Source organism: Halorubrum sp. FL23, from assembly GCF_052439115.2.
Taxonomy (GTDB): domain Archaea; phylum Halobacteriota; class Halobacteria; order Halobacteriales; family Haloferacaceae; genus Halorubrum; species Halorubrum persicum.
This window is the reverse complement of record NZ_JBQVRO020000018.1, coordinates 1-14819: the sequence shown is the minus strand read 5'-3', so window position 1 is coordinate 14819 and position 14819 is coordinate 1. Positions and strand designations below refer to the sequence as shown.

Sequence of the window (14819 nt, the reverse complement as noted above, 5' to 3'; positions counted from 1 at the left end):
CAGCCTTTATACATTATCAGGATCAACAAATCACGTCATGGAAGCCCGATATAAGCAGATTCGTGGTTTATTCGGTGGCAAACGCGGTGTGATATTTCGTGTTCCTCCATATCAGCGAGGCTATGAATGGGATGAGAGACAGTGGGAAGATCTCTGGTTAGATCTTAACCGCATCAATACACACGTTGATCAACATTATCTCGGGAACATTATTCTTCTAGAACGTGAGACGGGTGAACTCTACGAGATCGTTGACGGTCAACAACGGATGGTAACCCTGTCGATAATCATGATGGCTATTCGGGACTCGCCACAACTTGAAGACCCGAATGACATGCGGATTGACGATATCATCAATACGTATCCTGCGAATGAGAGCACACGAAAACTCGAATTAGCGGATGACGCCGCTGATGCTAACTACCAATTAATTTGGGAAGGAAAATCTGGGCAAGCAGAGGGACAGGTCAAGAAAGCATATCAATACTACAAAGACCAAATCGAGAATTTCGATTCTGATGAGCTTCACGTCCTACTCGATAATGTTGCAAAATATCTTCGAGTCGTTGAGACGATGGCAAAAGACACGAGTCTAGCATATACTGTTTTTCAGTCACAGAATGACCGAGGTAAGGAGGTTTCCCCTGAGATTTTAGCGAAAGCACGGATCCATGGTGCGGCTGAGGATCTTGAAGACGAGGTAGCCCAGCGGGAGGTGACGGGTCGATGGGATCATATCTACAGTTTACTCAGAAAGAATCTTGATACTCCTCGATTCCAAGAGGCTCTTCGAGTCCGAAGACCGATGACTCAAATTCTTATTAACTCGCACGTGCCCACCCCCACACAGATCGACAAGGGAGCTCTATATCGCGAATTTGAGAAGGTTCTCGATCAATACGATAGTGTCAGTGACTTTGTTGAATGGTTTCAAAATCAAGTAGATATATATCTCGAAATTAGCAGCAATCGATACGATATTTCTGGGAGAGGTATTCCTGATGATGCAATACGACATCTACAATATCTCAATTCAGCGTCGACTCACTCTGAGGTTCTCTCGCTGTCAATATACAACAGCGTCGACGAGAACATCTCTCTGAGAGAAAATTTCCGTCTCGCATCAGTTCTAGCAATGCGCATGGAAATGGGCGGGAGTTCATCGGCTAGTACTCGTGACGCTATTTACACAACAGCGAGAGATGTGCGACGAGAAGACAACCCAGCCGAGATTCGAAAGGTGATTAGAGATGCAATCCAGTCTAAGACACCGTCTGATGCAGAGATTTTAGAGCATCTGAAGGCGAACCAAATGACAATTCGGGGGCAGTGGAACTTCCGCACTCTCCTCAAGTTAGTGAGCATTGAAGAAGAACGGCGTGGGCCTCTCAGAATGGAGCTTCCAAATCTCGATATCGAGCATATTGCTCCACGCAACACATTCGGCAACACGAAGTACGCTGACTGGCGTCGAAAATTAGATGAAGAAGAGTTTGAGGATCGAAAAGACAAACTTGGGAATCTGACTCTATTGCTTCCGAATGATCACTCGAGTCTCAACGAGACTTCATTTGATAGCAAGAAGCACACATACACGAACTCGGATATAAAAATTGCTGAAGAGGTTGCCAAGTACGACGAATGGAATGATGAGCATATCGAAGAGAGGAATGAGCGTCTAGCGAAGGAGCTCATTGATCGTTGGTCTATCTAGCGGGTATGATAGACTGCCGTTTTATTGTCTCCACTACAGGATAGCTGATCTGAAATCACGTCGAGAATGTACTGTACAAGTCGGAGGCGAGAGCTATCGGGCCAACGCGACACACACTCTGAGAACCTCGTAGCCTATTCCGACTTTCTGTACTGGTCGTGATTTCTCTATTGACGCTGGCGTACTCGCTCTGGCAGTCACATGTCTGGGATGGTCAGACTACATACCGAGATTGGGGCTGTAAGCCCGAAACGTGGTACTAGATTCGATTATCATGGACATCAAATTTGAATACCAGATTTAAATGCTTAGCAAATAGTGACTTGGTATGGCTGGAGTTCAAGCAATCTTTCTCGCTATCGGCTTCCCGGTTCTTGCGATAGGACTCCACGAACTCACCCACCTAGCAGTCGCTCGGATTGCCTGCCCGATTTCAATTGAGCATACCTCATGGGTCCCGCTCCGACTTCGTCTTGATTTTGAGAGAGTGCCGGCAAAAGTCACACTTCGGATGATTGCACTCGCTCCGCTATTTGTCGGCAGCGTGGCTGCTGTCATTGCTATTCAAACCGGTGTTTGGCAGCAGATTAAAATCGCTGACCCATACTATCTTCACCATCTTATGATTGCGTACTGGTTCCTCTATATCACTCCAAGCCCTGCAGACATTCGACTAGCCATCCGGCCGTCAGCAGAAGATACACAGCGTGTTCAGGTGAATCCACAATGAGCGACCAATCAGTTAGCACGTCAGTGATAGACGACAATCGTGCTGTTTCGTCAGTCATCGGGGTCGTTATTCTGTTTGGATTTCTGATCCTTGCGCTCTCACTGTATCAGGTAGAAGTGGTTCCACAGCAGAACGCGGAGACTGAGTTCCAACACTCCGGGGAGGTCCGTAACGATCTGGTTGAGCTCAGAGCGGGTATTCTACAAGCCGGGAGCATCGACCAACCGCAGTACCAGACCGTTCAGCTGGGCACTACCTATTCAACCCGCGTATTCGCGATAAATCCACCTCCACCATCTGGAACTATACGAACAACTGACTCATATCCAATCACAATTTCGAATAATAGTGGCACACCTGAAGGAACTATAACGATTCCAACGCGATTCATCGAGTATCGCCCAGGATACAACGAGCTGGATCGCTCTCCGACGTGGTATGACGCATCCGTGCTTTACCTTGATGCTCGTGACGAGGGGGGTGGAATCGCGGTGATTGAAGATCAGAACCTCGTTGATGATGGAGAGGTACAAATTACGGCACTCCAGAACGAATTTCGCCGGAGTGGGACTGGACGTATTACGCTTGAACTCCGCCCAGCTGAGAATGTCACTGGTAACCTTCCTAAAGGTGATCTCACAGTTACTATTCCGACGCGGTTGAGCGAAGACGACTGGGAAACCAAAACGAATCTCCCGACCAATACCAATGTCTACGGCGGCGTTACGGACACAGGTGACGACATCAACAACAGGAACGTCTACAACCTGACGCTCAATACGACTGCCAGCAACCTGACTGTGGATACGGTCGGCGTACAAGAGGCACCTGAAAGTCCGACTCAAAACGATAAAGCACGTCTCGGTAATGGGCCTAGTGACGGTGGGAGTCCTGGTGATGGGGACGATGGTGATAGCAGTACTTCCGCCGATCAGATTCAATATGTCGTAGATAGTGGATCTGCCACACAATTCGGATCTCGGGTTGATTTTGAAATTCAAAATAATGGAAATTCAAATGTCACAATCACCGGGATTAAAATAGACGCGCAGGGGGGAGGACTAGACTCAATACGGGAGCAGAACGTCTTTAGCGGACCTACTGGACATGAGGTGTTTATAGACTCATCAACAGCAGGCATCTACGAGGATGCAAATGATCCCTCTGGAGCACTTGGATATGAAGTAGGTACTGAACAGTCATTAACACAGAACGGCATCTTGAGTCAGAACGAGAACGCTCAGGTCACGCTAGCCTATTTCCGGAATAATGGTGGAAATCTACAGAGCGCCGCTGGTAAGGAACTTACAGTTACGCTATATTTCCAAGACGGATCCGATCTGACATTCTCTTTCACACCGTGAACTATTCTCTTTTAATTGAGCAGGAATCCATGACAGCGGAGACTTATGTAGGAATCTTTGGGAAAGATGAGAAAATTGAGTTTGTCTACAACTAAGTTTCTTCACAGCGGATTATATTTTTTCTACCCATACTTTCCTTCTGAGTGGCTTTACTGAGATCGGCTCTGGAATGGACGTGAACACAGTATCGTATCTCTAAGAATTGTACAGGTCGATCTATCAATATTCGCATATATACTGCCGCCTTATTTTTCTCAGTGTGTGCCAGTTGGTCTCAAAACACGTCAAGAAGGTACTGGTTCTCGGAAAACCGTGCGAACCCGTGCTAGTATAAACAAAATCGACCTATACGAGAACATGACCAAAAGATGAGCCCCAGGAGGCGTAAGAGGCGGGTTTTGGAGTCTCCTAATAGAATCCAAATCTCACACTTCCATCTTCTGCCGCCCGGTCAAATCTCAAACGACCGACAACTCTTAGTCACGTAACGTGTTTCGGATTGTATGAGCGAGGAAATGGAGGACTCTGTTGAAGCTGCTATTGAGCAACTAAAATCGCTTGAAGAGGGCGACAACTTTCTACTCATTACGAGAACGGGAGATAGACAGTATGGTCTACAGGCGTTTTCCGGTGACACAAAAAGGCATATCTCCCTACTGAATCATACCGCTGTACCGTTACTTTACATGAACCAGAACTATGACGATTACCCCCTGGATCAGGTGGCAAGCGATGTCTTAGACACGGCGCGGGTACAAGCGCAGGGCGGTCGGCTAAGTGAGTAATTGCCTCTATTTCATCGAAGGTCGACCTTCGACGGCGTTTGAGAAGTACTCAGGCCATCGTTATCTGAATAACACCGACAAGCACGATCAGGACGGAAAGGAAGGCTGCCAAGTACTGAGAGTATCTCGGCCAAAGGGAGTTAACGCGATAGTAGTCCCGATCGTAGACCATGAAAGTATAGATCCGATCTCGCCGGTTCCCTGATTTCTTTCTAATCTCATAGTCGGTGTCTTCGCCAGAATCACGAACTGTCGCTTGATCAATCCTGATAGCGGCGTGGCCTTGATACGACATGATGTCCGGATCTAAAGTCCCTGAGGTACTCTCTCCGGGATCTAACTCTACACCGATCTTAGCTGTTTCTGGTCCATAATCTTCATCCGACTCGTCAAATTCTACGCGGGCTAAAACGCGGCCACTGATGGTTCCGTCAGAGATATTTGTTACATGGATTGTGAAACTCGGACTCTGGTCTGTAAAGTAAACAGAGCGACACGGTTCGAGATCTCCCTCTGACTTAATCGATAGCATATCCTCGTCAGCATCGGCACTGTGATGGAATGTGCTCTCTCGACTCGCTGGCATAGCGGTAGTTCACACGGATCGCTAATGAATCCCGGATCAGGCTCACAGCTTCAGTTCCTGAACAGCGTTTGAGAAGTAAGGAATTCGCCGCTGTATTTTGACCCACTGACTTTTTGCGCGGCCGCACTGGTCACCGTGGAGTTCCTTCACCAGCTCACGAACGCAGCCTCAATCAAAGGCTCAGCAGACCCAGTTTAGGAAAACTGAGTCTCCAGCAGTTTCCTGGCAGTCTCCACCTCAAACAGCTCTGACCCTCGGAAGACGGATAATGGGAGTTCTCGATCGTCTTCTGCGTACTCCTCTTTCCAGAGTTCTGCCAGCTCTTTCAGATCACGAGCCCGAACTAACCGAATATCAGTTCCGACTTGCATCTCGAGTTGCATCGCGTTCGACTCCGCATTCTCCGTGAAATCTGGTGCGATGATCAGGAACCACTCGACATCATGCTGCTGGTCCTTTGTATCAATGTAGCTCTTAATTTTACTCCGTGTATCGCTTCCGAGCTTGAACTTATTTCGACGTCGCTTATTGTCCCAAAGGAGCCACTGACCACCCTGTTCAATTTCTCCATCAGCGACCATTCCGGTTGCTTTTTGACCCAACTGATTCACGCCCTCCAGATTGAACGCTTCACGGAAGATCTCCCCTGTCGCGTCTTCAAACAAAATGTCCAGTTTCTCGTTCGCGTTATCGGCGTCGACGAGATCCTGGAGCTGTGGCGGAACTTGATTGACAGTACCATCTGCGATCTCTTCATACGCACCGAGATAGAGGTCGACTTCCGGCTCCCCCTCTTCGACTGACTTCTGGGACTGTTCGAAGTACTCAATAATAGCGGACACCATCTCGTCGGTTCGCCGCTTGTGAGCGTCGAGCCCGTACTGATCGATGAGCTCTTTCAGATCCTCTTTATCGACTACTTCTTTCAGCAGTTCACTCGGATAGATGCCTGCCTTGGCGATGTTCTCGCGACGGTTCTCATTCCGGCCATAGTTTTTCCCCTCTACACCAAACCGCTCGCGAGCCTCGATCAGAACAGACTGACGGTCGAATACATCAAGGGTCTCCAACATCGAGAGGAGGTTTTCCTCCGACATCTCGTAGTATAACCAATCTCGGACGACCTCGAGGTAGTCTTCGGGGATCCCTACAAGCTCATTGGTATGGTCGCCGTTTATCTCATACACTAACGCCTGCTCCTGAAGTGACCACAGCCCTTTTTCGATTGTGTCTAGAGCGTGTTCGGGGCTGTCTGACCGGGACACTTTGGGGAAACGCCCAATTGACGAGAGGCGCTGGAAAAAGTCCATCCACGTGTAATATTCGTGTTTGCTATCTTGGGCCCGATTATGGAGTTCAAAGTAACTGTACACCATATGAAGTTCTGAATCGTCGACCTGGTTCTGGTAGTCGACGGCAGCCTGCGCGAGGTGAAGGAGATCGTCTGTTTCCTCAAAAGAGTCTTCATTGTACCGCTGGATGAACGACCGTTGCCACTCCTGGACTGCGTCTAGTAGATCACCCTTCTCCATGCTATAGTCAGGCTGTTGGATAAGTTGGCGAAGGATCCCATATCGTATAACAAGCGCCTGGTATGGTGAGTCGTTAATCGCAGTCAGCCTTGGCGGAGTGAAGTCGTTTAGCTCAGTCCTGAGACGATCGGGGTCGGCAAGAGCAGGAACGTACGTTTCGAGATACTTATCCCGATCATCAAACCCATCGTGTTTGAACGATTCCGGGTCAAAATCATCTGTTTTAGCCTTCGTGTCGTCTTTCACAAACCGTTTCCGTTCGTAGCTATTCCAGTCCTGATCGATGAGGGCCTCCAGCTTCATAGGTATATGAACTAATCATACAACTAATAATTTAAAATAGATCCCCCCAAGCTACTGGTCTCAGCTATCGAGCAGCACGTCCCGTGCCTGCTTCAACTCCGAGACACCCCGCTCGTCACGGTTGCCCTGATCTCCATATATTGTCGTTTTCTCGCCAACAACGCGAGGGGCGTATTTACTGTCCAGAATACCGGGGTTATCTGAACACCTACATTAGAACTAATTGGCTCTGTTGAAATCCTATTCTTCAGACACATTCTCTTCTGAAACAGCCGGTCGATGAGAGCTGCGAAGACACCGGTACGGATTAGAGACAGGAACATAATTCGCAGATATGGCCTTATTTGACTTAGAAAATCAATGGGTATTCATAACGACTAATGTGGTGGCTTGGGTGGTAATATGGAGTGTTTTCGAATTAATTCTCTTTGACGGAGGTCTACTTGAAGCGGTTATTCCGGCTGTTGTAGGCGGTCTCACTTCTGGGTTCGTTCTTTTCAATCTTCAGCAAAATACTGAGAAGTGATTTTTCGCACCACCCTTGGATAGTCTCAGTATCGAGTGATACGTGAGTTCCCTGTACTGACCACAACCGGGGTCAGAATATATCACTTGTTGAGGATTTCAACAGAGCCAACTAATTCTAGTCCTGTTTTTAGGCCTATACAGAAATGGCAAAAACGCGAGTCAGTCAAGGGGCAAACGGACAGTACAAAGTGACCGTTCCGAAGGGGCTTGCGGAGGCGATGGAACTCGACGGGAAGCGGCTAGAATGGAAGGTTAATTCGGGGAGTTCACTGGAGGTGACAGTCGTCGATGAGTAGGGCACTCGCGTGGATCCGGAAGTCGAAGGGTGACGAGTCAGATGTAGGCCTCGAAGAGCAACGCGACCTCGTGGCAGCGCTTGCCGACGAGGTAGAAACGCTCGACCTTGGTGTTCACACCGGATTTTCAACGATGACACGGGACGACCCGTCGGGGCTCCTCGATCAGAACCAAACTGTGAAAGACCGTGTCGAGGCGCTCCGCGAAGGCAGCTTCGACTACCTCGTCGCCCTTGACGACCGACGCATCTGCCGCGACGAGTACTTCTCTGTAATCCAGTACGCGGCGAGGCAGGGTGACGCCGAGATCGTCTACGTGGGCGACGTCAACGAAGACGACCTCACGTTTGATCTCAAGCGACGGATCGAGCGCGATACCAAAGAGGAGGAAATCGAGAAGTCTCGCCGAGCGGTCCGCCGCCGGATCGAAGACAGGTATGATCATGGCCGCCCGCGATTCGGAATGACATACGACGACGCCGGTCAATATCAGGTGCCGGGGGAAGAGTTTGACACCGTCATGGAGATATTCCAGCTCGACAATGCCGGGAAGAGCCGCCGAGAGATTGCCGACGCAGTTGACATCCCAGTTGCGACTATTCAGAATGTTCTCGATCGGCGTGAATGGTACATTAATCGCGAGCAGATCGCAGAATCGTAGGCACCTAGAATCTCACAACACGATCACAAAGGTAGGCCACTTATCTCTCGAATTCACCGAGCGCTAGATCCACCTCATAAACACCGTATGCGTCTTCATATTTCATCCTCGCCGTCTCGATGAATCTGTTCACTTGGCCGGATCTTGGTCCCCAGTGTGAGATATCAACTCCAAATTCAGTTTCCAACACGTATCCTCCGCCAAGGCTCATTAGAGAGGCAAGAACCAATGCGGGAAACCATCCATCCGGTCCAATTAGAATAACCAGTGCTACCGGGAGCGAAGAGTAGAGCGAGTATGCTGGCAGGTTGTACAGAATACTCGTTTTCCAATTGATTGTGTACGCCACAAATCCCCAGATCCCGAAGACGAGCCCCAAATTGCCGTATGAAACTAAGAGCTGGGAGGTTTGTTCCAGTGATAGTAGGTGGACATTCAGAGCGATCGTGTTTGTAAAGACTGTTACTCGGCTCACGTAGTGTTTTTCGACCGCAAACCCCACAAGGAGCAACGCGAGAACCGATACCCTCGGTCCAAAAAGCTGGATCAACGCCTCAATCAGCATGTACTATGTACAACCATGCTACAATTTTATCATTATGAGGGTTAGCTCTCGTCACACCGCCCACTAGCAAATTGTGTTCGTTACTTGGTTATCCTACAACAGATTGCTGGATTCAGTCTGTAACAGGTTCATACACATCTGAGGAGAGAATTTTGTAGTCGAATACCGGATTTCAATAGAGCCTATCATAACAAAGATTTAACCGATATCGCTGACTCCTCTGGATGTGCCATTTCCCCGCGCGAAATCCTCAGCCCAACTCTACGACGAAGTCCGATCGTACGACCGGGTGATTACCCCAGACGGACCACTTGCAAGTGTCCTCAACAGGCAACTAGACCGGCCACATCTTGGTCCGTTTGCGATCCCACCACGTCGCCTTGCAATCGGCCGACGTCAGGAGTCTGAGGATCGCCTCGCGTTCCTCGGTATGATCGCCAACGAGAATCTTTCGTGGAAACGGTGTGCCTATGCAGTCGGGAATATCCTCCAGTGTTGGGAACACCAAGGCTCTCACGAGGCTATCTTCGAGTACGATGCCTACATCGACGAGGCAACCGAACGGGCGGTTGAGCGAATCGCGGACCTCGAGACCGCTTCGATGAAGCTCACGAACGACACTATTGATTCAGATCTCGACGTGGTGGTCGTCGAACCGGAGATGCTTACGCAACTCGAACGAGCGTATCTGCCTACTGAGTACGATACGGTCAGCCTCTTTACAGACACGAAGTTTGAGCTACCGCCGTTTCGCATCCATGATTCACCGACTGCGATCATCGAGACAGTCGTCGATGCAGTTACCGAAACGAATGCTGAGAACGTTGGGATTGTCCTCGATCAGGAAAGCGAGTACTCACCGCTTATTGAGTCTGCACTCGAAGCAGCCGAGATTCCATTTTTCGGCGGACCGGGCTTTACCGACCGCAGCGAACACCGGCTGTTTCTTCATTTCCTCCGGACTGCCCACCGCGGGGTTGACACCCGGATCAATGAGATCCAATCTCTACTAACGGCTTTTGGATATGATGTGGCTGATCGTGACGCAGACAAGCGCCTCCACGAACTCGGTGATGGAGATCTGTCATGGCTGATCGACTTCTGTCACGACATCCGGGAATACACCTTTTCAGATGCGCTTTCGGCGTTCGAAGGCCGTACCGACGACACGCTTGATGCCTTTCGAACGGAGCTAGATGAGCTTGGGATCGCCGACGAGACTGTCACGGAAGCTCGACTCGATGAGCTATCGTACTATCTACAGACGTATGAGGTACCTGTCGATCGGGATAACGAAGGTGTTCTGCTCGCTGACGCGAAATCGGCATCATACGTCGGTCGTGAGGTTGTCTTCTATCTCGGTCTCGACGATCGGTGGACCCACTCAGCACCACGTCGTCCGTGGGTTGATCAGGATGCTCAGTTCACGCGGAACCTCAAGAGTTTCCAGTTGTTGTTACAGAGTGGAAGTCAGCAACACTACCTCGTTCAGGATGCCACCGGCGGGTCGCCCGTTACCCCGTGTCTGTACTTCGGAGAGCTCCTCGAACAAGAGTACGACCGCTTCTCAGAACTGCCGTCTACCACCCATCAACTCCGATCTGAACCACACGATGGGGCTGTTTTCAACACCGAGCCAGTAGACGTGTCTCCTGAACCAGTCGAGACGATCAGTAAGTCGAGTCTCAACACCTACGTGAATTCACCCCGAGACTACTACTTCAGCCGGATCGTCGACGGCCCAGAGAAAGAGTATCTCACTGAAGGTAACCTACTCCATGACTTTGCGGAGTTCTACGTCACCCATCCTGCGGTCATCGACGACGCGGCGCTGACAGAGGTCGTTGACCTCATGCTTGATGAAGTCCGTCCGCTGATTCGCTCCGTTGATGAACAGACTCGCCGGACTGAGTACCGTCTAAGCCTCGAAACAATCGTCTCGTACCTCGACAACAACCCCCCGAAAGACGGAACGTTCCTCACGCCCTCCAGCAGTAATGAGAACGCCATTGCCGACTACTTCGGGTACGATATCGAGTCGCCGGTGACTGAACGTCGGTTCGTTGATGAGGACCTGGGAATCAACGGAATGATCGACCTTGTCCAGTCACAAACTGAGCTGCTGGATTACAAAAGTGGAAGTGAGAACGACGCCAATTCGATCGTCCAAGACGCCGCAATCGACGACCCATCCGATGAGCCTGACTTCCAGGCGTTGCTGTACCTCACCTACTGGCGCTCACAAACGCCCGCAGAACAGCTCTCATTCACGTTCTTCTACGTTACTGAGCTCGTCGACGACGCTATCGCCGGTGACGTTGATATCGACGACGCGCTGACGACGGTGACGTACTATCCCGGAACTCTCACAGAACACGTCCGTACAGAGGAGTTCTTCGAGTACCTTCGTGAGGAGGGTGCGAAGAAGTGTCAAAAGATCCTTTCGAAGATCGACTATGAGACGTACGCTGCTCTCTTCGATGCTGCACCGCTCGTTGAGACAACTGACAGCGACGAACTCATAGAGTCAGAGTTCGGCCGGACGATGATCGAACGACTCGAGGCAGAGATTGGTGAATTCGTCTACGTAACGAGGGGAAGCAAACAGGTCATGCGGGAAATCGCCCGGCAACAGAAGGGTGCGTTCTTTGAACCTGACCTGGATGCGTTTGAGTCGTTTGTTGACGAGCGGCTGACAGAACTCAACCGACGTCGTATGGGTGACGAGCCGTTTCCCATTAAGGGACTTGCCGGCGAGCCGAATTACCGGCGGGTAGACAATCGGGATTTACTCTTGGAGGGTGAACAATGAGTGACGTCGAACCGAATCCGGAGCAGCGCGAACTCATCAACTCGATCGAAGGCCTGTGTCTCGTCGATGCGGGGGCTGGTACCGGGAAAACCTTCACCGTCACTCGCCGATACGCCAATATCGTCGGGCAGAATGGGGTGTCTCCATCCGATGTCCTGTTGGTCACCTTCACGAACAACGCTGCCGAGGAGATGCGCGACCGAATTGTCCGGAACAGCGAGTACGGAATGCGGGAGCTCTCGAACGCCCCAATCCAGACGTTCCACTCGTTGGCACACGATATCCTCGACGAACACGGCCATGATGCTCCGACACACCTCGGAGTAGAGGAGGCGATCACCGGTTCGACGCGGATCATCGAAGACGACATCATCGAACAGGCGCTGTTTCGTGAGTTCATCGGCCAGTTCATCGACGCGCACCCTGAGTACAGCGAGTTTTTCACAGCGATCTCGGAGACGACGGAACTGCTCGATCTCATTAAAGAGCTGTCTGCGAAGGGTGTGTTTCCCACCACAAACGGCTGGTACCGCGACGGTGAGTCATACCTCGACGGTGACTTCGCAGCGTTCGAGACGCTGTTCACCGATCTAAATGCGTCTCGAAACGACGGGAACAAGCAGTCGAAACTACGCAAGAAGCTCAACAACTACGGGAAAGAGAAAACCTACCTCCCGAAAGCTCCCGAGAAATGGGAGCTTCGCGGAACCGGCAAGCAGATTCCAGCAGACGTTGCCAAGCGTGTTTTCGGCGAGGATCGAACAGCACTCAAGCAGTTCGTCCATGACGTGTATCACGCGTATCTTGAATTTGCGCTCCGGCGGAACTACCTGAACTTCGGGTTCCTACAGCTATTCGCGTTCGTTCTTCTGTGCGAAGATCACGACCTCCGAGAGCGGCTGGGGTACGAGTACGTGATGGTCGACGAGTTCCAGGACTCTAGTGAGATCCAGTTCAAGCTCATGCTTCTTCTGGCCGGCACAGACAACATCTGTGTGGTCGGTGATTGGAAACAGAGTATCTATAGCTTCCAATACGCTGACGTCGACAACATCCGTGAGTTCGACGATCGGCTCCACCAGTTCGTCAATGAGCTCAACCATGACGCAGATCGCGTCGGCTTCTCGCCGATGGCGGCTGCCGGCAAACAACTGACACGAAATTACCGGTCGACACAATCCATCCTGAGGTTCTCCACACATGCGTTGACAGCCCGTGCGACAAAAAGCGAATCACTGGATGTAGAGGCAATCACTGAGACGGTCACCCGGTTGGAGGCCGACACAGACCATGACGAGAGTCGTATCGAGGCGCTCACAAGCGAGGATGAACACGAGGCAATCCTCGCGAAAATCGACGATATCGTCGACAATGATGACTACGCCGTTGAGGGTGACAATGGCGAGTACCGCGTGCCGAAATACGGCGATATAGCCGTGTTGACTCGAACCCGTGATTTCGGACGAGATCTACTCGACACGGCGAACACCTATGATCTGCCGATGGCGTACGAAGGTGGCATTGAGGTGTTTCGAACGGACGCCGCAAAGCTGCTGTTAGCATGGCTTCGGATTCTCGAACGCAACGCCAATCGTGGCTGGGCGCTCGTCTTGGAGGAGGCCGGGTACACGATCGACGAGGTGAAGGCGATCATTGACCGCGACGCGTACCCTGACGCGATGGTTGCCTTCCGCGAAGAGCTCCACGAGATGGAGACGTTCGGCGGTGTCGCCCGTCGCGTGTTTGATCGGTACGACCGGAGCGGTCCAACTGCTGATGTCGTCCTTGACACTATCCAGTCAGTGTATTCGACGACAACGTTCACCCGTGGAGAACTGATTCAGTTCATCGAAGCAGCAATCGAAGATGGCAGTACCCACGAGGTAGACGCTGGTGCGGGGACGAATGCAGTGACTGTTCAGACGATCCATGCGACGAAAGGACTCGAATATCCGATCGTCATCCTCGCGAATATGAACACGAACAAGTTCCCATCGACGGGCGGCAGTGGGAGCGATATTGCGTACACTGACCCGATTGGACTCAGAAAGCGGAAGGTGTACTCTGAGGAGGCTCATGGTGTTCCACACGTCTACGACAACTGGCGGACAGACGTTCTCAACAAGTGTCTCCCCCAGAACTACGATGAGGAACGCCGACTCCTCTACGTGGCTATCACACGCGCTGAGAGCCACGTCATTTTGACCGGCGGTGAGGATCCAAATGTGTTCCTCGACGAACTTCCCGTTAATATCGAGACGGTCGATCCAGATCTGTCTTCCTTCGACCCGGTAGACCAGGAGTATTCACCATTCACGGTTGCCATTCCCGAGCCTGATGGGCCAACGAGCTACTCGCCTCATACGTTTATTGACGACGCTGTTTTCGAAGGGGATACTGGCGGTCGAGGGATGGAATTCGGGTCAGATGTCCACGAGTTCGCGGAGCGATATGTGCTTGGTGAGTCTGTCAATACCGCTGGTAACCCTGATAAGGAGCGTGTGAAGCAATTCTTGGATTCTCTTGATGGCGAGATGATCGCCGAGATTGATGCGTTTCTCCCGTTGACTGTCGACAGCGAAGAGGTGACGATCGGTGGGATCATCGACTTGCTTCATGTCACACCTTCCCAGGTCGACATCATCGACTACAAAACGGACCTCACAACCCACGCCGAAGACGAGTACAAGAAACAGCTCAGTATATACTATCATGTCGTTGCCGACCAATATCCAGATCGGTCGGTCACTGCCTCAATCTTCTATACTGATGATGGTGACCGTCGTGAGATTAAGCCTCTCAGTCGATCGGAACTCAAGGAGCTAGTCCGAACACACAGGGAGTGACTCCTTCGACTTTCAAAATGTGGTCGCGTCTCAGAACCGTTTAGACTTCACCTCCAGTGGCCTCAACTGAGGTAGTGCAGTGAATCTTCTCGTTGAG

General features: G+C 51.0%; 11 protein-coding genes. 8 read left to right on the top strand and 3 right to left on the bottom strand.

The window, feature by feature from the left end; translation table 11 throughout:
* Window positions 1–37: 37 nt before the first annotated feature.
* The 4 genes from ACT4MF_RS16210 (at window position 38) to ACT4MF_RS16195 (ending at window position 4593) form a co-directional block, all read left to right on the top strand.
* Window positions 38–1714, top strand: a complete 1677-nt coding sequence (locus ACT4MF_RS16210) for a DUF262 domain-containing protein (RefSeq protein WP_444683375.1) — start codon at window positions 38–40, stop codon at window positions 1712–1714.
* A gap of 328 nt (window positions 1715–2042) precedes the next feature.
* Window positions 2043–2444 carry a hypothetical protein gene (locus tag ACT4MF_RS16205; protein ID WP_444683376.1) on the top strand — a complete coding sequence of 134 codons (402 nt, stop codon included), beginning with the start codon at window positions 2043–2045 and terminating at the stop codon, window positions 2442–2444.
* A complete protein-coding gene (locus tag ACT4MF_RS16200) occupies window positions 2441–3808 on the top strand; it encodes a hypothetical protein (protein WP_444683377.1) in 1368 nt (455 codons plus the stop codon). The genes ACT4MF_RS16205 and ACT4MF_RS16200 overlap by 4 nt, the downstream gene beginning before the upstream one ends.
* Before the next feature lie 503 nt (window positions 3809–4311).
* The gene (locus tag ACT4MF_RS16195) at window positions 4312–4593 is read left to right on the top strand and encodes a hypothetical protein (protein WP_444683378.1); all 282 of its coding nucleotides are present in this window, start codon (window positions 4312–4314) and stop codon (window positions 4591–4593) included.
* 49 nt (window positions 4594–4642) lie between these two features.
* Here ACT4MF_RS16195 and ACT4MF_RS16190 read toward each other — a convergent pair whose 3' ends face one another.
* Window positions 4643–5179 (bottom strand): hypothetical protein, encoded by a 537-nt coding sequence (locus ACT4MF_RS16190; RefSeq protein ID WP_444683379.1) that lies wholly within the window; start codon window positions 5177–5179, stop codon window positions 4643–4645.
* A gap of 194 nt (window positions 5180–5373) precedes the next feature.
* Window positions 5374–7014: a restriction endonuclease FokI C-terminal domain-containing protein gene (locus ACT4MF_RS16185; RefSeq protein WP_444683380.1), complete on the bottom strand. Its 1641-nt coding sequence runs from the start codon at window positions 7012–7014 to the stop codon at window positions 5374–5376.
* A gap of 334 nt (window positions 7015–7348) precedes the next feature.
* Between ACT4MF_RS16185 and ACT4MF_RS16180 the strand changes: the two genes are divergently transcribed.
* Both ACT4MF_RS16180 and ACT4MF_RS16175 read left to right on the top strand, forming a co-directional pair.
* Window positions 7349–7540, top strand: a complete 192-nt coding sequence (locus tag ACT4MF_RS16180; RefSeq protein WP_444683381.1) for a hypothetical protein — start codon at window positions 7349–7351, stop codon at window positions 7538–7540.
* Window positions 7541–7830: 290 nt separating this feature from the next.
* A complete protein-coding gene (locus tag ACT4MF_RS16175; RefSeq protein WP_444683382.1) occupies window positions 7831–8499 on the top strand; it encodes a serine integrase family protein in 669 nt (222 codons plus the stop codon).
* Window positions 8500–8539: 40 nt separating this feature from the next.
* On the opposite strand, the gene ACT4MF_RS16170 is transcribed toward ACT4MF_RS16175, so the two are convergent.
* Window positions 8540–9064, bottom strand: a complete 525-nt coding sequence (locus ACT4MF_RS16170; RefSeq protein ID WP_444683383.1) for a hypothetical protein — start codon at window positions 9062–9064, stop codon at window positions 8540–8542.
* 226 nt (window positions 9065–9290) lie between these two features.
* Here ACT4MF_RS16170 and ACT4MF_RS16165 point away from each other — a divergent pair, with 226 nt between their 5' ends.
* Window positions 9291–11876, top strand: a complete 2586-nt coding sequence (locus ACT4MF_RS16165) for a PD-(D/E)XK nuclease family protein (RefSeq protein WP_444683384.1) — start codon at window positions 9291–9293, stop codon at window positions 11874–11876.
* Entirely contained in the window at window positions 11873–14722 is a 2850-nt protein-coding gene (locus ACT4MF_RS16160) for a UvrD-helicase domain-containing protein (protein WP_444683385.1), read from the top strand. Before ACT4MF_RS16165 ends, ACT4MF_RS16160 begins: the two co-directional genes overlap by 4 nt.
* The last annotated feature ends 97 nt before the right edge of the window (window positions 14723–14819 follow it).